Source organism: Gordonia sp. CPCC 205515 (genome assembly GCF_048537925.1).
GTDB lineage: Bacteria > Actinomycetota > Actinomycetes > Mycobacteriales > Mycobacteriaceae > Gordonia.
Genome location: NZ_JBCLVJ010000002.1, coordinates 678,785 through 700,022, shown reverse-complemented (window position 1 = coordinate 700,022; position 21,238 = coordinate 678,785). Strand labels below are relative to the sequence as shown.

The window sequence follows — 21,238 nt, the reverse complement described above, 5'->3', positions numbered from 1 at the left end:
CATGTTCTACAACGGGGGTCCGACAATTCCGCTTCCGAACTCCCGCGACCATCTCACCCGCGATGGGCGATGCGCCGCGGACGGCGTCTGCCAACACTTGCCACAACATGCGCGGCCGTATTCGGCACCGGTTCCGGTGCGGGGCACGCGTGGTGTCGGGGAACCGATCGAGAAGGGGCGTCAGTCTATGCGGGTCGCAGTTCTGGGGGGAGACGGCTTCTGCGGGTGGCCGGCCGCGCTACATCTGTCCGCGAACGGGCACGACGTGTCCATCGTCGACAGCCTGGTGCGACGGCGCGCAGACGAGGAGTTGGGTGTGCAGTCGCTGACCCCGATCGCCTCCCTGGCCGACCGGGTCGCCGCGTGGCAGGAGGTGACCGGCCGCCAGATCTCCACCGTCGAGTTCGACGTCGCCCACGACTACGACGCCCTGGTCGCTTTCCTCGACGACACCCGCCCGGATGCGGTTGTCCATTTCGCCGAGCAACGCTCGGCGCCCTATTCGATGAAGACGCCGTGGCACAAGCGCTACACCGTCGACAACAATCTCAACGCCACCAACAACCTGCTCGTCGCGCTGATCGAGCTCGGACTCGAAACTCACGTCATCCACCTGGGCAGCATGGGCGTCTACGGCTACGAAACGGTCCCCGTCGACCTGCCCGAGGGCTATCTGACCGTCAGCTATCCCGATCGAAACGGCGAGATGCGCAGTCGCGACATCCTCTACCCCACCAATCCGGGGAGCGTCTATCACATGTCGAAGTCGCTGGATCAGCTGCTGTTCCAGTTCTACGGGCGCAATGACGACATGCGCATCACCGACCTCCATCAGGGCATCGTGTGGGGCACCCAGACCGACGAGACCGAACTCGATCCGCGCCTGATCAACCGCTTCGACTACGACGGCGACTACGGCACCGTCCTCAACCGGTTCATCATCGAGGCCGCCATCGGCTATCCGCTGACCGTGCACGGCACCGGCGGCCAGACCCGCGCGTTCATCAACATCCGCGACACCGTCAAATGCATCCGCATCGCCGTCGAATCCGGCGACCAGGTGACCGGCCGGGTGCGGGTGATGAACCAGATGACCGAAACCCACCGGGTGTCCGAACTGGCGGAGTTGGTGGCCGACACGCTCGGCGCAGAGATCAACATGGTCGCCAACCCACGCCAGGAGGCCGACGCGAACGAACTCGTGGTTCGCAACGACCATCTGCTCGGCCTGGGGTTGGACCCGATCACCCTGGACTCCGGATTGCTGGTCACCGAGGCCGATCTCGCGCGGAAGTACGGCGATCGGATCGACCAGAGCCGCATCCCGGCGAAGTCGTACTGGAACTCCAACCGTAGGTCCGCGGTCGAAGGAAGCAGCGATTGACTGACAGCGAGGGGGGATCGTCGCAGGTTCCGGCACCGGATGACCGGACGCCGGACATCGAGCCGGTCGGCAAGCGCGCCCGCTCCGTACCGGCGTGGGCGTGGTTGGTACTGGCGCTGGCGCTCGTCGCGTTGCTCGTGTTGCTCATCGTGCGGCCGGCCTGGTCATCCAACCGGGACAGCGACTCGGCGTTCGGTGCCACCGCGCCGGACCGTCAGTTCACCAAGTCCCTGGCGGCCTCCGGGCACGCGGACGGCATCTGGCTCGACGACAGTTCGGCGTCGTCGAGCTACCTGGTGACGCTGCCCGCCGACACGCCGCGCGAGCAGACTCGGCTGCACGTGACCGGGACATCGCAGGTGCCCGACGACAGTACGGTGTTCCTCAGCGTGACCATGGACGGCCAGCAGGTCTACAAGCAGGAATTGGCCAAGGGCGACAACGAGATCTCCGCCGACATCGATGTGCCCACCGGCCTGGCCGACGACGGACAGGTGCGGATCGCGTTCCGCGCGGACGGCACCCGCAACGTCGAGCAGTGCACGCTGGATCATTCGGCGGGCATGCAGATCCATCTGGATCCGGAGACCGCGATCCAGGCGGTCCTCGCCGAACCCATCCACACCGTGCGCGACGCGGTGGTGGCGTGGGACCGCGACGTCACCATCGTGCTCGCCGATACGGGATTCGACTGGCGCACCGCCGCCGCCCAACTCGGCATGGCGCTGACCCGCGACGGCCATCGGGTGACCTACGCCGACGCCATCCCCGGCGACGACGTGCACGACGCGATCCTGCTCGGTCCCGCGGATTCACTGAACGGCAAGTTGGGTTGGTCGGCGTCGCAACAGGATTCGGGCGAACCCATCACGGTGGGCAGCGCCGGCGGCGTCCCGGTGGTGGGAGTCACCACCACCGACGGTCCGCTCATCGCAACCTTCCTGACCCAGCCGACGGTGTCGACCGCCGACTCGGCCGAGAACGCCCCGAAGGCCGTCACGCCCGCACCGGTGGCCGGGAACTCGGTTCCGGTGGATCTGCTCGATGCCGACACCTCGGTCGGCGACATCACCGAAAGCCGCGACTGGCACATCAGGTACACCCTCGGCGAGTTGCCGGGAGGCCGTCTGCCGCAGGCGATCCGCGTCGCGATGACACTGCCGGCATCACCGTCGGATTTGACGTGGATGCTCAACGTCGAACTCAACGATCAGCTCGTCGGCAGCCGGCCGTTGAACCCGACGAACGGCCAGGTGACGATTCCGCTGCCGCCGCAGGGCCAGCTGGTGGAGAACACGGTGACACTGTCGGTCAACCGCGATCGCGATCTGGGTGGCTGCGACGTCCGGGTGACCACGTATCCGATTCAGCTGCAAGCGAGTTCGGCCCTGCTGTTGGGTGACGATCCCGGCGCCGGATTCACCGCACTCCCGCGCGCCCTGGCACCCGGGTTCGCGGTGTACGTCCCGAACACCGACGGCGTGGATGCGATCGACGAACTCAATGCGATCGTCCCCACCCTCACCACTTTTGTTCCGGCACAATATAATCCGGACTTCCGCTGGAACACCCAACCGGCAGCCGGCCAGCCGTTCATCGTCGTCGGACCATCGTCGGCGGTGAATCCGACGGTCCGGATCGACGACGGCCGCATCGTGGCCGGGCCGGACAACACCACCCTGGACATCCCCACCTTCGACAACGGACTGCTGGTCGAGGCGACCCGCAGCACCACCAAGGCAGCCGGCCTCTACCTGCAGTACCAGGGCAGCATCGGCACCACGGCGTTGCCCGATTTCGGCCGGGAGACCGCCCAGGTGGTGACCACCCAGCGCAGCTTCACGATCAACGCCGACGGTACCGTCGCACCACAATGACATCGATCCCCACCGAACTCCTCATCGACGAGCATCCCCGCCGATGGAATGCCTGGCGCCAACGGCACGGCGAGGACAGCGTCGACCTGGGCGGGGTGAACCTCGCCGGCAAGGCGCTCTTCGGCGCCAACCTGTCCGGGGTCAACCTCGTCGGCGCCACCTTGGTCGGCTGCGACCTCACCGACGTCGATTTCTACCGGGCGTATCTGTCCGGGGCGAACCTGAGCGCCGCCACGCTGACCGGCGCCACGCTCACCGGCGCCAATCTGGGCGCGGCGACGCTGCATGACGCCAACCTCACCGACGCCACGCTGACCCGCGCCACCCTCAACAGCGCCGACTTCACCGGTGCCGACCTGACCGGCGCCAATCTCACCGAGGCCACCCTGTTCCGGGTGACCATCGCGCGCGCGACGCTGACCAACGCGAACGTCATCGGTGCGAACCTGGTGGGCGCCGATCTGAGTCGCAGCGTGTTCGACGGCGCGAACCTCACCGACGCCAATCTCACCGGTGCCGACCTGACCGGCGCGAATCTCTCGCACACCGACCTCACGCACGCCAATCTGTCGCACGCGGATCTGACCGGCGCGAACCTCAGCCGCGCGGACCTGACCGGTACCACGCTCGACGGTGCCAACCTGAGTCGCGCCAACCTCGACGGCGCCAACCTCACCCACGCCGACCTGACCCACGCGAATCTCACCGACGCCACGCTGAGCCGCGCCCTCGGGCTCTCCGGGGTGGGCACCGAACTCCTGTTCCTGCCCGACGACGCCGTCGCCGCGGTCCGTCTCGAGGTGGAGATGGGTGCGGCGACCCCGCCCGCCGACCTCGCCGCGGTGATGACCGCCTGCACCGAACTGTGCCGACTGGCCACGACCCTGGCCACGCCGTACGCCGTGCAGATCGCCGCCGCCCACCTGCGCTACGAACGGGTGTTCCGCCTCGACCTCACCGAACGCCGGCTCGGTGACGAGTCCTCCTCGGCACCCGACTCGCTGACCGCGGGCACCGACAGCCGCATCGTCGACCTCCTCGAGCACCTGGCCCGGCTCTCCGGGCACACCGCACCCGGGGATCACACGTCGCTCCCCCATCGACGGGTGGAGATCCTGCCGATCGACGACGCCGAGTTCCGGCACCGGATCGCCGACGACGCGGCCGTCGATACGAGCGCGAAACGGGCACTCGAGGAGTCGACGCCGATGCTGACGCCGTTGTTGGTGCGCGGGATCAGCGTGGAGATCGCCGAGCGAATCAGGTCGGGCGACTGAGACCGCGACCACCGCAGATACGAAAACCGGGGCGGAACCAACGTCTTCCCCCGTCGGCCCCACCCCGGTCATCAGTTGTCGGCGGGCGGGAGAACAGCTTGCGGAGGCTGGTTACTCGAACACCCGTTCGACCTATTCAATATAGCTGGAAGCCCGCCGACCTTCAAGCGATACCCCGCGCGAGACGAGAGGACAGACGTTCGTTGACGATCCGCCTCGTTGAGCTGACCGGTCAGGACTCCGCCTTCTGGCTCGAGCCCGCGCTCGACATCTATGTGACGGCGATGAACTATCCGCGGGGTACCGAGGTCCATCGGGCACCGTTGTGGCGCGAGCATATCGCCCGGCCCGGATGGCGAGCCGTCGGTGCGGTCGCGACGATGGCACCCACCGAGGTCCACCGGCCGCATGCGGCCCGGCGCCGAATCCCCCGGCCGCTCGCGGCAGCCGACAACGAGGTGCTCGTCGGCATCGCCTACGGGTACCGGGGTGCGCGTGACCAATGGTGGAACCAGCAGCTGCGGTTCGGCCTGCGTCAAACCGGCCGGTCCGACGCCGACGTCGACGAGATCACCCGCGACTACTTCGAACTGACCGAACTCCACGTGCATCCGTCGGCACAGGGCCATGGGATCGGCCAGTGGTTGCTGCGCACCCTGCTGACCGGCCGGCCGGAGAGTGCCGTCCTGCTCTCGACCCCCGAGATCCCGGCCGAGGACAACCGGGCGTGGTCGCTGTACCGGCGTCTGGGTTTCGTCGACGTGCTGCGCCACTTCACCTTCACCGGCGATCCTCGCCCGTTCGCATTCCTGGGCCGCAGGCTACCGCTGCCCACCGACATCCGGCCCGCACGGCATGGGTGACCATCAGGTGCTGGACGCGGTTGTGGTGGGTGCCGGCCACAACGGCCTGATCGCGGCCGCCTACCTCGCGCAGGCGGGCCGGTCGGTCACGGTGATCGAACGCGACGAGGTGCCCGGCGGCGCGGTCTCCACCGTCGAACGCTTCCCCGGCTACCGGGTCGACCGTGGGTCGTCGGCACACCTGATGATCCGGCACTCGGAGATCCTCGACGAACTCGCGCTCGCCGACCACGGGCTGCGCTACCTCGACTGCGATCCGTGGGCGTTCAGCCCGGGCACCGACACCTCTGCGCCGATCATCTTTCGCACCGATCTCGACGCCACCTGCGCGTCGATCGAACGCGCGGTCGGCAGCGCGGACGCCGACGCCTACCGCCGGTTCGTCGAGGTGTGGCGGCCCCGCGCCCGCGCGGTCATGCAGTCGTTCTACACGCCCGCGACCTCGGGTCGGCTGGCCACCGCGTTCACCGGCCTGACCGGTACCGCGACCACCGCCCGCACCGGACTCCTCGGTCGCCGCTCCGGCGCGATGCTCTCCCTCACCCAAGAGCTGATGGCCTCGGGCGACGCGCTACTCGATCGGTGGTTCACCGCCGAACCACTCAAGGCGGCGCTGGCGTGGTTCGGTGCGCAGTCGGGTCCGCCGATGAGCGCGCCCGGCACCGCACCGATGATCGGGTTCGCCGCGATCCAGCACGACATCCCGCCGGGACGTGCGGTCGGCGGCAGCGGCGCCCTGACCGAAGCCCTGCTGCGGCGCCTGGCCGCCGACGGCGCCGAGGTCATCCTCGGCACGCCGGCCACCGCGATCCGCCGGTGCGGCGACCACTGGCAGGTGGGCACCGACAACGGCCCGCGCTGCGCCCGCAGGGCGATCGCGGCCTGTCATGTGCGCGCCACGCTCGACCTGCTGGAGGCCGGCGGATACGACGCCACCCCGCTGGCCCGGTGGCGCCGGGAGATCGCGATCGGCGACGGGATCGGCATGGCCGTGCGCCTGGGCACCGACGCGTTGCCCACCTATCGCGACCTGCCGTCGGATCTGCCCGCGCATGGTGTGCATTCCGGGCTCGGTCTGCTGGTCACCGATCGGGCGCAGCTGCGGCGGGCGCACGCCGCAGCGTCGGTCGGCGAACTTCCGCCGCGACCGGCGTGTCTCACCATGGGTTTCTCCGCGCTCGATCCGTCGCTTGCCCCGGCGGGTAAGCACTCGGTAACCGTGTGGGCGCAGTGGCATCCGTCTCGTCTGGCCGGCGGTTCGTCGTGGTCGGAGCAGGGGTCGGCGGCCGCCGCCGCGATCATCGCGGAGGTCGACCGGTATGCCCCAGGCTTCGGTGACCACATCGAGCACACCCACGTGCAGACCCCGGAGGATCTCGAACGCGAGCTGGGGCTGATCGGCGGCAACATCATGCACGTCGACATGAGCATCGACCAGATGTTCTTCTGGCGTCCGACCGCCGACCTGTCGTCGCATCGGGTACCGGGCGCCGACGGGGTGCTGCTGGCCGGCGCGTCCACCCACCCGGGCGGCGGCGTGACCGGGGCGAGCGGGCGGATCGCGGCGCATCTGGCGTTGCGTCGCTGAACTCGTCGGTGGCGTCTGGCACCATGAGCAGCGTGCGTTCGTCATCTCGCTGGTCCGCGATCCTGATGCTGCTGTGCCTGGTGGGTGCGGTTCCGCTGCTCTCCGGCTGTCTGCAGCGTTCGACCAGCGTCGGTGACCGCTATTCGGGCACCGTCGTGGTGGCGACGTCGCCGGACAATCCGCGGGGCGCGCCGCAGCTCGACATCCCCGAGTCGATGTCGTCGCGGGTCACGGTGAGCGAGTACTCGACGGGACTGACGTCGGGGACGGTCGCCGCGCCCGCGCCGAGCGCCGCCCCGGGTGAACCCGAGCCCACCCCGCCGCGCGTCGGCACCCAGGCGAGTTTCAGCGAACTGACCGCCGGACAGTTCAGCCAGCTCGGCGACATCATCGCCGACTCGTTCGGCGATTCGGCGATGAGCATGACGCTCACGTCCAAGCGCAGCGGCGATGTGGTCCGTTTCCACGGCACCGCCGACCTCGGCGAACTCGACCCGAACCGGGACCTCGTCGAACTCACCGTCACCTTCGACGGTCCGGTCACCGCCGCGCCGGAGAAGAGCCAGACCGGCGACAAGACGGTGAGCTGGACGCCGGCACCCGGGCAGTCCGGACGGTTCGTCGCCGAGGCGAAGTACGCCGATCCGGCGACCGCCGCGGTCGGCAGTTGGTCGTGGTTCGTCGCGCTGCTGTGCCTGATCACGGTCGCGATCGTGGCGCGCCTGGCCTATGTGAAGCGTGACCGCAGTCCCCGCCCGGGCCGGCCGAAGTACTCGACGAAGCCGGACGAGACCACCGATTCGTCCGGCAACCCAGACGACACGACGCCGACAGAGAAAACCCCGAGCAAGACCAGCACCAGCTGATTCCGCCCGGGGTCGGATCGAACAGACTGCTCAGGATGCGGCGGGGGTAACCTGCAGTACCGCGGAAGTATCCACGCCGAGTCGTTCGAGGACCTCGGTGGTCGCCTTGGCGAAGTTCAGGCTGCAGAAGTGCAGGCAGGGTGCGCCCTCGGCGATGAGGCGTTCGGCGGTCTCGGTCGCGAAGTCGATACCGACTGCACGCACGGCGGCACGATCCTCCTCCGGTCCGGCACCGGCGGCGAGCGCGAAGCGTTCCTGCACGTCGTCGGGGATCACCGAGCCGGACAGTTCGGCCATCCGGCGAACCGTCGCCAGCGAGGTGATCGGCATGATGCCCGGGATGATCGGCTTGGCCCCCTGCTCGGGGTCGGCGGCCACCAACCGGTCACGCAGCCGCAGGTAGTGCTCGACGTCGAAGAACATCTGGGTGATCGAGTATTCGGCGCCGGCGCGGAGCTTGTTCACCAGCGCGCGGGTGTCGTGCTCGAGGTCGGGTGCGCGGTGGTGGCCTTCCGGGAACGACGCGACGCCCACGTGGAAGTCGCCGAGGTCGTCGATCAGACGGACCAGGTTCTCGGCGTACTCGACGCCGTCGGGATGGCGCACCCAGTCACCCAGCGGGTCGCCGGGCGGGTCGCCGCGCAGCGCGAGGATGTTGGTGATGCCCTGGTCGGCGTACGCACCGACGAGGGCGCGCAGTTCTGCGACGCTGTGATTGACCGCGGTCAGGTGAGCAACGGGCAGCAGGGTGGTCTGGGCGGCGAGTTCCCCGGTGATGCGGACGGTGCGGTCGCGGGTGGAGCCACCCGCACCGTAGGTCATCGAGACGAAGGCCGGTCCGAGACGTTCGAACGTCCGCACCGCACGCCACAATCGGGCTTCGGCCTCGGCGTCCTTGGGCGGGAAGAACTCGACCGAGAACGGGATCGGGCCACGATGCGGCGCGGCGAGCCGTTCGATGATCGAGGGAGCCGGCACAGAGCTTGAGGTCACCCGGACAGTGTACGGAACCGCAGGTAGGGGTCGTCACTCCATGCCTGCGGCTCCTCTAGCCTGGGAGGCGTGAGAACAGCCCAGCCGGTCCCGGCCTCGCTCGACCAGGTGCCCGCGGCCGTCGAATCCATGCTGGGCGACTTCTTTGCCGACGCCGTGCCGGCGGCCGCCGCCATCGATCCGCGGGTGGGGCAGGCCGCGGAGGTGGTACGCGACTTCGTGCTGCAGGGCGGCAAGCGGGTGCGTCCGGTGTTCGCGTTTGCGGGGTGGATGGCCGGATCGACCGGCGACGCCGAGACAACCGGCCCCCTGGTTCCGGACGCGACAGATGCGCTGCGGGTGGCGGCGTCGCTGGAGTTGATCCAGGCGTGCGCGCTGATCCACGACGACATCATCGATCGCTCCGACACCCGCCGCGGCCACCCCACCATGCATCGGGTGTTCGAGGCCGATCACCGCGACCGGGGCTGGGCCGGCGATGCGGGCCACCACGGCGCATCGGCCGCGATCCTGATGGGTGACCTCGCGCTTGCCTGGGCCGACGACCTCGTCCACGGCCACCATCCGGGCGGCGACTCGGGCGAACCCGATCCGCGTCCGCTGCCGGCGCCGGTGGGTCGGGTGTGGTCGGCGATGCGCACCGAGGTTCTCGGCGGGCAGTACCTCGACATCGTCAACGAGTCCAGCGGCGACGAGACCACCGCCTCGGCCCTGCGGGTGATGGAGTTCAAGACCGCCGCCTACACCGTGGCGCGCCCCCTCGAGCTCGGTGCGACGCTCGCGTCCGCCCCGTCGTCGTTGATCACCGCGTTGCGGTCGGTGGGCCACGACCTGGGTGTCGCCTTCCAGCTGCGCGACGACCTGCTCGGGGTGTTCGGCGACCCGGTCCGCACCGGCAAACCGTCGGGCGATGACCTGATCGCCGGCAAACGCACCGCGCTCCTCGCGGACGGGCTGTCGCGGGCGGCCGACCGCGATGCGGCACTGGCCGATGAACTGCGCGGACTGATCGGACGTGACCTCGACGACGCCGAGGTCACCCGCGCCCGCGCGATCCTCACCGACGTCGGTGCGGTCGACGAATCCGAACGGCAGATCTCGGACCTGCTCGCCTCCGCGCTCACCACCCTGGACACCGCGACGATCGCGGAGCCGGTGCGTGCGGAACTCACCGCGTTCGCCCGGCGGATCGCCCACCGCGCCACATGAGTATCCGCGACGACGCCATCGCGGCCGGGCCGCCGCGCACTCCGGCGCTGCGCGACGAGCCCGGATTCGCCGACCTGATCCTGGGTTTCGTCGGAGCCCTGCTGGTCGGTATCGGCAGTTTCGGCGTCGGCGACATCGCCCGCAACAACACCGTCGCACAGGATCTCGGACTGTCCGTGATCACCTACGGGCACGGAAAGACGTTGTTCGGCAGCATTTTCTGGATCGGGGTGGCGACCCTGGTGGTGGCGTGGGTGCGGATCGGGCGGCGACTCTGCGGCGACGGGCCCGGTCCGTCGGTCCGCGCGATGCGGTACGCGGTTGTCGCCTGGGCGACCCCGCTCGCGCTCGGGGTGCCCGTCTACAGCCGCGACGTCTACGCCTACCTCGGGCAGGGCGCAGTGTTCGGCGCCGGCTACAACCCATACGCCGACGGCCCCGCCCATCTCCCCGGACCGCTGGTGGATTCGATGGCGCAGGTGTGGGCGGCGACCACCGCTCCCTACGGCCCGCTGTTCGTGGGGTTGACGCGGGTGGTCACCGAAATCACCGGCGAGCACGCCATCGCCGGTGTCTATGCCATGCGGCTGGTGCTGCTACCCGGACTCGTGTTGGCGCTCTGGGCGATCCCGCGCTTGGCAGCGCACTTCGGGGCCTCCGGCGCCGATGGCCTGTGGCTGGCGCTGGCCAATCCGATGGTGCTCATCCATCTGGTGTCGGGCAGTCACGTGGAGCTGTTGATGATGGGCGTCGCGGTCACCGGCGTCGCCCTCGCGGTCACCGGGCGGCACGTCCCGGGCCTGCTGCTGCTCGGGGTGGCGATGTCGATCAAGATCACCGCGGCCATCGCCATTCCGTTCGTGGTGTGGATCTGGCTGTCGCACATTCGTTCTCGACGCCCCGTCGAACCGCGTGACCTGGTCGGGGTGTTCGCCGCGGTGGCGCTGATCCCGCTCGCGGTGTTCGCCGCCTCGACCGCCGTCGTCGGCCTGGGACTGGGCTGGCTGACCGGACTCGGCTGGGCCGATCGGATCATCAACTGGTTCACCCTGCCGACGCTGGCCGCGCATCTGGTGACGCTGGTCGCCGCACCGTTCACCGCGCTGAATCTGCAGTCGGTTCTGCCGATCACCCGCGCGATCGGCTGGGCAGTGACCGCCATTGTCCTGGTCACGCTGTGGTGGCGGCACCGGCGCGACGAACGCAGCGCGATGGCCGGCATGGCGTGGGCGATGCTGGTCGTGCTGGTGCTCGAACCCTCAACGCTGCCTTGGTATTACACCTGGGTGCTGTATCTGGCGGTGGCGTTCACACTCCCGCGCCGGGTTCGCGCGATCGCCGTCGGGGTGTCGGTGTTCATGCTGATCGTGTTCCAGCCCGACGACTCGATCCTGTTCTACAAGCTGCCCGAGGTGCTCCTGGCGACCGCGTTGTCGGCGCTGGCCGCGTTCGCCCTGCTCTACCCGGACCCGCTGCGACTACGACGAGCGGTCGACTGGTTCCGCGCGGAGTGACCGCGCGACGACTCAGAACGCCTGCGCCTGCGCGCGCCGGATGACCTCCCGCGCGGAGTGGGTGTGCAGGGCGGCAGCCGGATGCATGCCGAGGTCGTCCTGCTCGGTGAACAGCCACTCCATCGCCTCGTCACGGGTGTAGCCGCCGTCGAACAGCACCGCGACGAGACCGTTGAAATGCTTGGCGATACCGAGATCGTCGAAGAACACCGCCGGGACGGCGGGCGCCCCACCGCGCGACACCGCCAGCAGGTGTTGGTCGCGGATCAGGGTGCGGACGCGGTTGGTCGACACCCGCAATCGAGCGGCGACCTCGTCGACCGTCAGGGTTTCGGTATCGGACGGGAGGAGTGTCTCTGCGGACAGCGGAACGGAACCCACGTGCCAGAGCGTACCGGCTCGACCGCGATGCGTTCGCGGAGAATCCCGTTTACCTCTCACATCCACGGCCCCCGACCGTTCAGCCGGTAGATTCAGGCGGGTGAATGCCACCGCCGACACCCTCGTGGGCTCGACCATCGAGGGGCGCTACCGCATCGACGCGCCGATCGCGCGTGGCGGCATGTCGGCGGTCTATCTGGGCGTCGATCTGCGGCTCGGCCGCTCGGTGGCGGTGAAGGTGATGGACTCCCGCTACAGCGGCGACCCATTGTTCCTGCGGCGCTTCGAGTTCGAGGCGCGGGCCGTCGCCGGACTCAAGCATCCAGGTCTGGTGGCGGTGTATGACCAGGGCATCGACAACGGCATCGCGTTCCTGGTGATGGAACTCGTCGAGGGCGGCAGTCTGCGTGAACTGCTGCGCGAGCGCGGTCCGATGCCCCCGCACGCGGTGGTGGCGGTGGCCGATCCGGTACTCGGCGGCCTCGGTACCGCCCATCGCGCCGGTCTGGTGCATCGGGATGTCAAGCCGGAGAACGTGTTGATCTCCGACGCCGGGGAGGTGAAGGTCGCCGACTTCGGTTTGGTGCGCGCCGTCGCCGAGGCCGGGGTCACGTCGGCCAGCGTGATCCTGGGCACTGCCGCCTATCTGTCGCCCGAGCAGGTGGAGGCCGGTGACGCCGACGCCCGCAGTGACGTGTACTCGATGGGCGTCATGATGTTCGAGTTGCTCACCGGCCGAACACCTTTCCGCGGCGACACCCCGCTGGCGCTGGCCTATCAGCGGCTGAGTTACGACGTGCCCGCCCCCGGCGACGTGGTCGACGGGGTGCCCGAGGAGCTCGACGAGATCGTGCTGCGGGCCACCGAACGCAATCCGGCCGATCGCTACGTCGACGGGTTCGCCATGCGCGAGGCGCTCCTCGCCGCCGCCGAGGACCTCGACCTGCCGCCGTTCACCGTGCCCGCACCGCGTCGTTCCGCCGAACGCGAGACGATCGCCCGCTACCGCGCCGCGCACGCCCAGGCAGGCCCACCGCCCGCGCAACCACAGCAGCAGCCGCCGCAACATACGCGGATGCAGTCTCGGCCGGGGGTGGCGCCGTCGACACCGCCGCCCGGCCCGGTGGGTGCATCGACGGTGCGCCGCCCCCCTGCCGATGCCCCGCGGGTAACGCCGTCGGAGTCCCGGCGGATGCCGGTGGAGCCCGACGAGTCACGCGCCATGGTGGCGCTGGTGTGGATCGTCGTCGTACTGCTCATCGCCGCTGCTGTCGGTGCCGTCTCCTGGTGGGCCGGCGCAACCTACTTGAGTTAACAGCGCCCCAGATCCCGTCAACAGCGCCTTGGGATTCATCGACAGCGCCCAGGCAGGACGCCGTCGACGCAAAACCAGGCGCCGTCAACGAAATCTGGGGCGCTGTCGACGTGGACGAGCTCAGCCGCGCAGCATCTCCGCGACGAGGAACGCGAGTTCCAGCGACTGCTGGGTGTTGAGCCGCGGATCGCAGGCGGTCTCATAGCGACCCGCGAGGTCGAGGTCGGAGATGTCCTGGGCGCCACCGAGGCACTCGGTGACGTCCTCGCCGGTGAGTTCGATGTGCACGCCGCCGGGATGGGTGCCCAGCGCGTGATGCACCTCGAAGAAGCCCTGGACCTCGTCGACGATGCGGTCGAAGTGCCGGGTCTTGTAGCCGGTGGACGCCTCGTGGGTGTTGCCGTGCATCGGATCGGACTGCCAGATGACCTTGTGGCCGGTCGCCTCCACCGCCGCGACGATCGGCGGCAGCACGTCGCGCACCTTGTTGTTACCCATGCGCGCCACCATGGTCAGACGGCCGGGCTTGTTGTGCGGGTCGAGGCGTTCGACATATTCGACGGCCTGCTCGGGGGTCGTCGTCGGTCCGATCTTGACGCCGAGCGGGTTGTCGATGAGTTCGGCGAACGCGATGTGGGCGCCGTCGAGCTGGCGGGTGCGCTCCCCGATCCACAAGAAGTGCGCCGACAGGTCGTAGAGCACCTTGCTGTCGGAGCCGTTGTGATTCGGCCCGCTCGCTTCGCTCCCGGCGCCGGCAGGGTTGTCCGCCAGGCGCAACATGGCACGCTCGTAGTCAAGGACCAGCGCCTCGTGGGAGGCGAAGATCGCGGCGGACTCCAGGTTGGAATCGGTGACCCCGCACGCCTCCATGAACCGCAGACCCCGGTCGATCTCCGAGGCCAGCGCCTCGTACCGCGCGCCGGCCGGCGAGGTGCGCACGAACTCGCGGTTCCACAGGTGTACGCGGCGCAGGTCGGCTTCCGACCCGGTCAGCGCGCGCACGAGGTTCATCGCGGCGGCGGCGTTCGCGTAGGCACGCACCAGACGCGACGGGTCGTGCGCACGGACGGTCTCGTCGGCGGGGAACCCGTTGACCATGTCACCGCGGTACGACGGCAGGCCGAGGGCATCGGTGTCCGACGACCGCGGCTTGGCGTACTGCCCCGCGATGCGGGCCACCTTCACCACCGGCAGGCTCGCGCCGTAGGTCAGGACGACGGCCATCTGCAGCAGGGTGCGGATATTGCCCTTGATGTGCGGTTCGGTGTTGTCGGCGAAGGTTTCCGCGCAATCGCCGCCCTGCAGCAGGAACGCGCGCCCCTCGGCGACCTCGGCGAGCTGCGCGGACAGATCCTGCACCTCGGCGGGCATACAGATCGGCGGCACGCTCTCCAGAACGGTGCGCATCTTGCGCGCCTCGTCGGCCGGCCAGGACGGTTGCTGCAACGCCGGCCGCGACAACGCGTCGTCGAACCGTGCCTGCAGTCCACCGGGCAACGGCGGCAGTTCGGGGAGTTCTTCGATCGGAACGTCTACGGTCCAGTTGGTCACCACGCGTACAGGGTAGATCAGCGGGCTACCCGCAGGTCGAAAGGGTCGAGCACGGTCAGCGTCGGTGCGCGGCCTGGATCGTCTGCCAGCGCACCAGGTTGTGCCGGGCGTCGGCGAGCGCGTCGTGGGCGTCCCGCGGCGACGGCGGCAGCGATGGTCGCCCGGCGGCCTCCCAGTGCTGGCGCAGTTCGCGGGTGAACCGGGGCAGTGCCCGCGGCAGGGCGGTCATCGGCCCCCACAACTGGCACAGCACGACGTGGTCGTAGGCACCCACCCACGCCCACAGTTCGACGTCGTCGTCGGTCTCGGTGAGGAAGTCGTAGAGGTCCTCCCGGATGCGCCGGCGGCTCCGCCAGGCCGACGACGACGGCGACGGAAGCTTGGGCAGTACGTTGGCACGTACCCACTCACCGGCCCGCCCGGGATCGAACTCGGTGGACACCGCGTAGAATTCACGTCCGTCCTCGGCGACGACACCGATCGAGATGAGCTCGATCGTGGTGCCGTCCTCGATAAACTCCGAGTCGTAGAAGAAACGCATACCGACAAGTATTCACATACCCACCAGTGAGCAGAGAATCGCCGAGATCATGACCACCCTGACGCGCGCCGACAACCGGCTGCGGCGATGGACGCCGTCGACCGGTGCCCGGGCCGTGGTCGCCGCGCTGTTCGTGCTCTCGGCCACCCTGCAGATCGTGGGTGTCCCGTTCACCGCCAGCTTCGGCACCCGCACCCGCATCGACCTCGATGTTTACCGTCTCGGCGCGCAGATCTGGCAACACGGTCAGAGTCTCTACGCGGACGGTTCGATGCCGTTCACCAGCGACGGGATCTGGCTGCCGTTCACCTACCCGCCCTTCGCGGCGCTCGGTTTCGTCCCGCTCGGCGCACTCGAACTCGACGTCGCCGGGTGGCTCATGTCACTGCTGACGGTCGCGCTGACCGTGGTGATCATCCACATCGTGCTGAGCATGTTGTCGGTCGGTAACCGCGCGAACCGGTGGTGGTTGGCACTCGCGGTCGCCGCCGGTGCGGTGTGGCTCAATCCGATGTGGATGACGCTCGGGTTCGGCCAGATCAACATCATCCTGATGGCGATGATCGTGGTGGACATCTTCGTCATCGGTCGCGGCCGAGCACGCGCGGGCGGCCCGTTCCGGGGAGTGCTGACCGGGGTGGCGGGCGCGGTGAAGCTGACGCCGATGGTCTTTGTGGCGGTCTTCCTCGCGGCCCGGCAGTGGCGCGCGGCGCTCGCCGCGATCGCGGGGTTCCTCGGCGCCGGCCTGGTCGCGTGGATCTGGCTCCCCGGCGATTCGGTCGGTTACTGGACCCACACGCTGTTCCACACCACCCGCATCGGCGATCCCGCCGGCCGCATCAACCAGAACCTCAACGCGATGTGGATTCGACTGGTCCCCAGCGACACGACGGCGCAGCAGTTGCTGTGGATCGCGAGCTCACTCGCGGTGTCGGCGCTCACGGTGGTCGCGGTGCGCGCCTGCCGTCCGGTGACCGCGTTCGCAGCGATCGCCGATCCGGCCGGCGACACCCCGGCGCGGGTGTCCGCGGTGCTCATCACGTGTGTCATCGCGGTGTGGGGCCTGTTGGTGTCGCCGACGTCGTGGGCCCATCACTGGGTGTGGTGCATCCCGCTGATGCTGACGCTGGCGGTGATCGCCGCGCGCACCACCGATCGGCGTGCCGCCACCGCCTACGCGGTGCTGTGCGTCGTGGGCCTGGCGATCTTCGCCCTCGGCCCGTTCCAGTTCCTGTCCCCCAACGTCCGCGGGTGGTCGGTGCTCGATCACCTCATCGGGAACGCGTACTCGCTGTGGGGACTCGCGGTGCTCGTGGTGGCGTGGCTGCTGCCGCCGCATCGGACCGCACCGGCCGTGGGCACCGAACCGCCCGTGCGGCGGCGGTCCCCTGAGATCGTCTGACGTAGAGGCCCGGAGTCAGGCCGCCGACGCGGGGGCGTCCGACGACGGCTTGTCGTCCTTGCGCTCCTTGAGCGATGCGGCGTAGATGTCGACATACTGCTGACCGGACAGCTGCATCAGCTCGTACATGATCTCGTCGGTGATGGCGCGCTCGATGAACCGGTTGCCCTGCATGCCCTCATAGCGGGCGAAGTTCAGCGGCTTGCCGATCCGGACGACGATGCGGGCGGGACGCGGCAGCACCGATCCGGGCGGGTTGAGTTTGTTGGTGTTGATCATCGCGACCGGGATCACCGGTACCCCTGTGTCGAGGGCGACCCGCGCAAGCCCCGTCTTGCCCTTGTAGAGGCGGCCGTCGGGCGACCGGGTGCCCTCGGGGTACATGCCCATCAGCTTGCCGGCCTCGAGCTGACGCCGGGCCGCGGTGAGCGCGCCGGCCGCGGCCTCGGCACCCGAGCGATCGATCGGGATCTGCCCGACCGAAGTGAAGAACCACTTCTTGAAGCCACCCTTGAGTCCGGGCTCGGTGAAGTACTCACTCTTCGCGAGGAAATAGATGCGACGCGGCACCATCAGCGGCAGGTAGAAGCTGTCCATCACGGCGAGGTGATTGCTGGCGAGAATGGCCGGTCCGCGCGTCGGAATGTTTTCCAGCCCTTCGACCTTCGGCCGTCCGAGAACCCGCAGCAGCGGGCCCAGAAACACGTGCTTGAACGCCCAGTACCACATCGCAGACTCCGAACTCTCGCCTCGCCACTATCCGCTTACGTCCACCAGAGGATAACCGAACAATACCCGCGGGTTCGGAGTCAGCCGCCCACATTGTCGAGGGCGGCTGCGATACCTTGCCGCGCAACCTCGGCCGCGCCCACCACGCCTGCGCTCTCGCCGAGCTGGGTGCCGCGGATCCGGGCGAGCTGACGGTGACCGGCGCCGGTGACCAGCCGCGCGTAGTGTTCGCGCGCCTCGTCGAGGAACAGTCCCGACGACGCACCGACACCGCCCGCGAGGACGATCAGGTCGGGGTCGAAGATGTCGGCGATCATCGCCAGTCCCTGTCCGAGTGAGGCGGCGAAGGCGGCGTAGGCGGCGATCGCGACAGCGTCGCCGTCGGCGGCCGCACGGGCCACCCGACGACCGGTCAGCGACCCCGGGTCGGCGGCCACATCGGCGGCGAGCTGCGAGCGACCCCAGTCCCCGTCGGCCAGCAGTTCGACCACCGTGTCCACCAAAGCCGTTCCGCTGCAATAGCGTTCCCAGCAACCGAGTTTGCCGCAGGAACATGGGCGGCCGCCCGGCACGATGGTGAGGTGACCGAGTTCGGGCGCCACCCCGTAGCTGCCGCGGTAGATCTCGCCGTCGAGCAGCAGGCCGGCGCCGATACCGGTACCGATCGCCAGCACCAGCGAGTTCTTGCCGCGTGCGGCCGCGCCGAAGCGCCATTCGGCAACCGCCGCGGCATTCGCGTCGTGTTCGAGGAAGACCGGGATACCGGTCCGCGCGGTCATCTCCTCGGCGACCCGCGCCTCCCGCCACGGCAGGTGCGGGGCGAACCGGATGACCTGCCGGTCCGGGGTGAGGAAGCCGGCGATCGCCAGGCCGACCGCCTTCGCCGCCCAGCGGGAGACGAGTTCGGCGACGAGTCGGTCCAGGCAGTGTTCGAGGGCCTGCGCGGTCGGCGGGGTGGCCGCGCGCAGGGTGTCGAGCATCGCACCATGCGGATCGACCACCGAGGCGCGCACGCTGGTGCCGCCGATGTCGATGCCGATTGTCAAGTCGCCCATCAGCTCTCACCTTCGGGATCAAGGATTCGCACCGCGATGGCCTGGTAGTGCGGCATGTCCGGCGACCCGGATGCCGGGGTGGACCGCAAGGCGGCCGCGACCGCTTCGAGGACCGCGATCAGCGCGGCGATCAGCCGTGCCAACACGTCACCGAGTTCGGCGATCAGCGAGGTGATCTCCCCGGAGATCTCCCCTATCGTCGACATCCCGGCCGCTGCGCCGTCGGCGGCACCGGCCGACGCCGTACGCGGCGCCGGGGCGAACATGGCGGCGAGTTGGTCGATCTGGGCGGCGACCCCGAGGAACAGGTCCCGCACCGGGTCGCCGGCCGCGCTGCGCGATCGTGCGCGCCCGTCGTCGTCACGACCGGTCGTGTCGTCCGAGGTCATTGAAGGAAGTTCTCCTGTCCGAGTCCGGCAGTAGTTTACGCGACCGCCACCGCACCATGGCGGGACCGGCCGGACCTGCATGACCACGGTCTTCGAGCGGTCAGCGGCGTTGCGGCCAGAGGCCCGGGTCCGGGACGAACCGGACAGTGAGGTCGGTGCCATCCCAGGCCGCATCGGTGACGATGCAGCGGCGCAGCACCGACGGCAACCGCACCGGATGCCGGAACCCGCCAACGGTGACCAGCAGATCGTCGCCGGAGCGGCCGAGTCGCAGGGTGTCCGGCTCGGGAAGGCGCTGCCGCCAGGTCAGTTCGTAGGTCGGGTGATCGTCGTCGCCCGACCCCGCGTCGGTCACCTCGGTGACGCGCGCGGCACCCGAGCCCGACGGGCGCCCATTCGGGGTGGGCAGGGCCACCGCCAGCTTGCGCAGCCGCGCCGCCCGGTCGATCGGCTCGGCGAGCCGGGGGATCTCGGCGGTCTGCACATCATTGTCGGTCCCCACCATCGCACGCAGGGCGTCGGTCCGCACATCGGCGGCACCGGCAGCGGTGCCCTGGTTGACGATCACCGACCGCAACGCCAGCCCCATCACGTCCACCGTCGCCAGGAAATGCGGCAGCACCTGCGCGCCGCGGCCATCGCCGGAGACGACGAGGTGCACGGCCACGCTGTGCGGGTCGGTGAGGAGTTCGGCGATGTCGATACAGTCGCGGTCGATCGCGTCGACCGCCGCCGTCAACTGGGCGAGCACCGGCCGCTCGGCCGCCATCGCGAGCCGACGATGCCTGGGCCACAACCGATTCAGCGTCTGACTGAGCACCGACGCGGAGCGCAGGAACTCGAACGGGTCACCGAGTCCGGAGCCGTCGACGATGATGCGGCGCCAGCGTCCGCTGATCGCCTCGTCGCGAATCCGCCGCAGCAGCAGGAAATCCTCGACACCGGGCAGGGTTGCCAGCTCCCCCGCGTCGATGTCGGCGAGCGCACCCACTCCCGGCAGCACGACCTTGGACCGGGCGATGGTCTCCGCGAGCACCGTGGTGAACCCCGCCCAGGTCTCCTCGAGCAGGGCGAGCCGATCCAGCGACAGCAGATGCAGTCGGGTCGACACCACGACCGGCTCGTTCGGCGTCCGGAACACGCCGAGTAACCCGGCTGTCGGGGAGCGCCGGTCGGCGGTGATCAACAGGGTGTCCGCGTCGGGCGCGCCCAACGACGACACACCTGCGGCGCCGCGTCGTCGACCGCCGGTCGCGTTCAGGGCCGCGGCTGCCGCGGTCATCGAGACCCCGGCGCCACCCGGCCCGATCACCACATGGATTCCGGTGAGATCGATCAGCCTTCGACCCTCTTCTTGAGGTCATTGAGCGCAGCCTCGGTGATCGCCTTCTCGGCGCGCCGTTTGAGCTGGCCGATCATCGGCACCAGCAAGTCGACCATCAGCTCGTAGGTCACCTTGGTGGAACCCGGAACCTGTTGCACCACAACATATCTACCCCGCTGATCACGCTGGAGGTCGCTGCTGACCAGCCGCCAGGACACGCCCCGCCCGTCGGCGTCCCAGTCGTAGGTCAGCACGTAGGTGTCCTGCAGCACCCCGGCGTCGAGCACGAACCGCACCTCGGTCGCACGGCCGTCGGTGCCGGACTCGGTGACGGAGACCTCGCGGGCCGCCGACACCCAGTCCGGGTAGTGCTCGAAGTCGGCGATCACCGCCATGATGTCGGCGGCGTCGGCGTTGATGACGATGGAGCGCTCGGTGTGGTCGACCATCACGCCACCGCCGCATCGTCCGCGATCGCCGGACCACCGACGATGCGGCCCGCCTCGAGTCGGTCCTTCACCTCGAAGGACATGATCTTGCCGACCGCCCGACGGTCCCGGTTCTGCTCGGCCAGCCAATCCCACCGGGCGCGATCGTCGCCCGCGGGGACTCCGCCCGTCGGCTCGGCGTGGAGAAAGTAGTGCAGCACAAAGCCGTCGAGCACCGGCTCACACCAGATCTCCATGGTGCCGGTCAACGGTCCCCCGACGCTCCAACGCACCCCCTGCTCCCCCCGGTCCTGTGTCACGGTGAGGTCGAGATCGGGCCACCAGCGACGCCAGTTCGCCCGGTCGCCGACCACCGCAGCCACCAACGACGGTGCGGCGGCGACAAAAGTCTCATCGGCCACCTGAATACTCGTCACGACCACTAGCTTCACACATGAGGGCGTCCCCCGAACAGCGGACCTGGCAGAGGCCGCTTCGGTTCGGACCGCAAGGTCTACCATCGCACCTGACACATCCGGCGAAAGGTCACTA

Annotated in this window: 20 protein-coding genes; 10 read left to right on the top strand and 10 right to left on the bottom strand. The window is 69.2% G+C overall.

The annotated features are described in order from the left end of the window. Positions 1-187: 187 nt before the first annotated feature. From AAFP30_RS03600 to AAFP30_RS03575, 6 genes are all read left to right on the top strand, one after another. Positions 188-1,384 (top strand): NAD-dependent epimerase/dehydratase family protein, encoded by a 1,197-nt coding sequence (locus AAFP30_RS03600; protein ID WP_419228448.1) that lies wholly within the window; start codon positions 188-190, stop codon positions 1,382-1,384. Then, positions 1,381-3,261 (top strand): hypothetical protein, encoded by a 1,881-nt coding sequence (locus AAFP30_RS03595; protein ID WP_419228447.1) that lies wholly within the window; start codon positions 1,381-1,383, stop codon positions 3,259-3,261. Before AAFP30_RS03600 ends, AAFP30_RS03595 begins: the two co-directional genes overlap by 4 nt. Next, entirely contained in the window at positions 3,258-4,538 is a 1,281-nt protein-coding gene (locus tag AAFP30_RS03590; RefSeq protein WP_419228446.1) for a pentapeptide repeat-containing protein, read from the top strand. The genes AAFP30_RS03595 and AAFP30_RS03590 overlap by 4 nt, the downstream gene beginning before the upstream one ends. Before the next feature lie 203 nt (positions 4,539-4,741). Then, positions 4,742-5,401, top strand: a complete 660-nt coding sequence (locus AAFP30_RS03585) for a GNAT family N-acetyltransferase (RefSeq protein WP_419228445.1) — start codon at positions 4,742-4,744, stop codon at positions 5,399-5,401. Further along, positions 5,394-6,989: a phytoene desaturase family protein gene (locus AAFP30_RS03580; protein ID WP_419228444.1), complete on the top strand. Its 1,596-nt coding sequence runs from the start codon at positions 5,394-5,396 to the stop codon at positions 6,987-6,989. The genes AAFP30_RS03585 and AAFP30_RS03580 overlap by 8 nt, the downstream gene beginning before the upstream one ends. Before the next feature lie 23 nt (positions 6,990-7,012). After that, the gene (locus AAFP30_RS03575; protein ID WP_419228443.1) at positions 7,013-7,855 is read left to right on the top strand and encodes an LppM family (lipo)protein; all 843 of its coding nucleotides are present in this window, start codon (positions 7,013-7,015) and stop codon (positions 7,853-7,855) included. Between the two features lie 30 nt (positions 7,856-7,885). Here the strand turns inward: AAFP30_RS03575 and AAFP30_RS03570 are convergent, their stop codons facing one another. After that, positions 7,886-8,848 (bottom strand): methylenetetrahydrofolate reductase, encoded by a 963-nt coding sequence (locus AAFP30_RS03570; protein ID WP_419228442.1) that lies wholly within the window; start codon positions 8,846-8,848, stop codon positions 7,886-7,888. Between the two features lie 69 nt (positions 8,849-8,917). On the opposite strand from AAFP30_RS03570, the gene AAFP30_RS03565 reads away from it, so the two are divergent. Together AAFP30_RS03565 and AAFP30_RS03560 are read left to right on the top strand one after the other, a co-directional pair. Beyond that, positions 8,918-10,057, top strand: coding sequence for a polyprenyl synthetase family protein (locus AAFP30_RS03565; protein WP_419228441.1), 1,140 nt, complete (start codon positions 8,918-8,920; stop codon positions 10,055-10,057). Continuing rightward, positions 10,054-11,571, top strand: a complete 1,518-nt coding sequence (locus tag AAFP30_RS03560) for an alpha-(1->6)-mannopyranosyltransferase A (protein ID WP_419228439.1) — start codon at positions 10,054-10,056, stop codon at positions 11,569-11,571. Before AAFP30_RS03565 ends, AAFP30_RS03560 begins: the two co-directional genes overlap by 4 nt. Positions 11,572-11,583: 12 nt before the next feature. Here AAFP30_RS03560 and AAFP30_RS03555 read toward each other — a convergent pair whose 3' ends face one another. Then, positions 11,584-11,952: an Rv2175c family DNA-binding protein gene (locus AAFP30_RS03555; RefSeq protein WP_419228438.1), complete on the bottom strand. Its 369-nt coding sequence runs from the start codon at positions 11,950-11,952 to the stop codon at positions 11,584-11,586. A 100-nt stretch (positions 11,953-12,052) separates the two neighbouring features. On the opposite strand from AAFP30_RS03555, the gene AAFP30_RS03550 reads away from it, so the two are divergent. Then, positions 12,053-13,267 carry a protein kinase domain-containing protein gene (locus AAFP30_RS03550; protein ID WP_419228437.1) on the top strand — a complete coding sequence of 405 codons (1,215 nt, stop codon included), beginning with the start codon at positions 12,053-12,055 and terminating at the stop codon, positions 13,265-13,267. A gap of 120 nt (positions 13,268-13,387) precedes the next feature. Here AAFP30_RS03550 and AAFP30_RS03545 read toward each other — a convergent pair whose 3' ends face one another. Both AAFP30_RS03545 and AAFP30_RS03540 read right to left on the bottom strand, forming a co-directional pair. Continuing rightward, on the bottom strand, positions 13,388-14,818 hold the full coding sequence (locus AAFP30_RS03545) for a class II 3-deoxy-7-phosphoheptulonate synthase (RefSeq protein WP_419228663.1): 1,431 nt from the start codon (positions 14,816-14,818) through the stop codon (positions 13,388-13,390). Positions 14,819-14,873: 55 nt separating this feature from the next. Beyond that, entirely contained in the window at positions 14,874-15,359 is a 486-nt protein-coding gene (locus tag AAFP30_RS03540; RefSeq protein ID WP_419228436.1) for a polyadenylate-specific 3'-exoribonuclease AS, read from the bottom strand. A 49-nt stretch (positions 15,360-15,408) separates the two neighbouring features. Here AAFP30_RS03540 and AAFP30_RS03535 point away from each other — a divergent pair, with 49 nt between their 5' ends. Then, on the top strand, positions 15,409-16,761 hold the full coding sequence (locus AAFP30_RS03535; protein ID WP_419228435.1) for a glycosyltransferase 87 family protein: 1,353 nt from the start codon (positions 15,409-15,411) through the stop codon (positions 16,759-16,761). A gap of 15 nt (positions 16,762-16,776) precedes the next feature. On the opposite strand, the gene AAFP30_RS03530 is transcribed toward AAFP30_RS03535, so the two are convergent. The 6 genes from AAFP30_RS03530 to AAFP30_RS03505 form a co-directional block, all read right to left on the bottom strand. Next, on the bottom strand, positions 16,777-17,490 hold the full coding sequence (locus AAFP30_RS03530) for a lysophospholipid acyltransferase family protein (RefSeq protein WP_419228434.1): 714 nt from the start codon (positions 17,488-17,490) through the stop codon (positions 16,777-16,779). A gap of 80 nt (positions 17,491-17,570) precedes the next feature. Continuing rightward, complete coding sequence (locus AAFP30_RS03525; RefSeq protein WP_419228433.1) at positions 17,571-18,545, bottom strand: ROK family protein; 975 nt, start codon at positions 18,543-18,545, stop codon at positions 17,571-17,573. Then, entirely contained in the window at positions 18,545-18,934 is a 390-nt protein-coding gene (locus tag AAFP30_RS03520; RefSeq protein WP_419228432.1) for a hypothetical protein, read from the bottom strand. The genes AAFP30_RS03525 and AAFP30_RS03520 overlap by 1 nt, the downstream gene beginning before the upstream one ends. Positions 18,935-19,034: 100 nt before the next feature. Beyond that, a complete protein-coding gene (locus AAFP30_RS03515) occupies positions 19,035-20,249 on the bottom strand; it encodes an ArsA-related P-loop ATPase (RefSeq protein WP_419228431.1) in 1,215 nt (404 codons plus the stop codon). A gap of 20 nt (positions 20,250-20,269) precedes the next feature. Then, positions 20,270-20,707, bottom strand: a complete 438-nt coding sequence (locus AAFP30_RS03510; RefSeq protein ID WP_419228430.1) for an SRPBCC family protein — start codon at positions 20,705-20,707, stop codon at positions 20,270-20,272. Continuing rightward, complete coding sequence (locus AAFP30_RS03505; RefSeq protein WP_419228429.1) at positions 20,707-21,138, bottom strand: hypothetical protein; 432 nt, start codon at positions 21,136-21,138, stop codon at positions 20,707-20,709. Before AAFP30_RS03505 ends, AAFP30_RS03510 begins: the two co-directional genes overlap by 1 nt. Between the last annotated feature and the right edge of the window lie 100 nt (positions 21,139-21,238).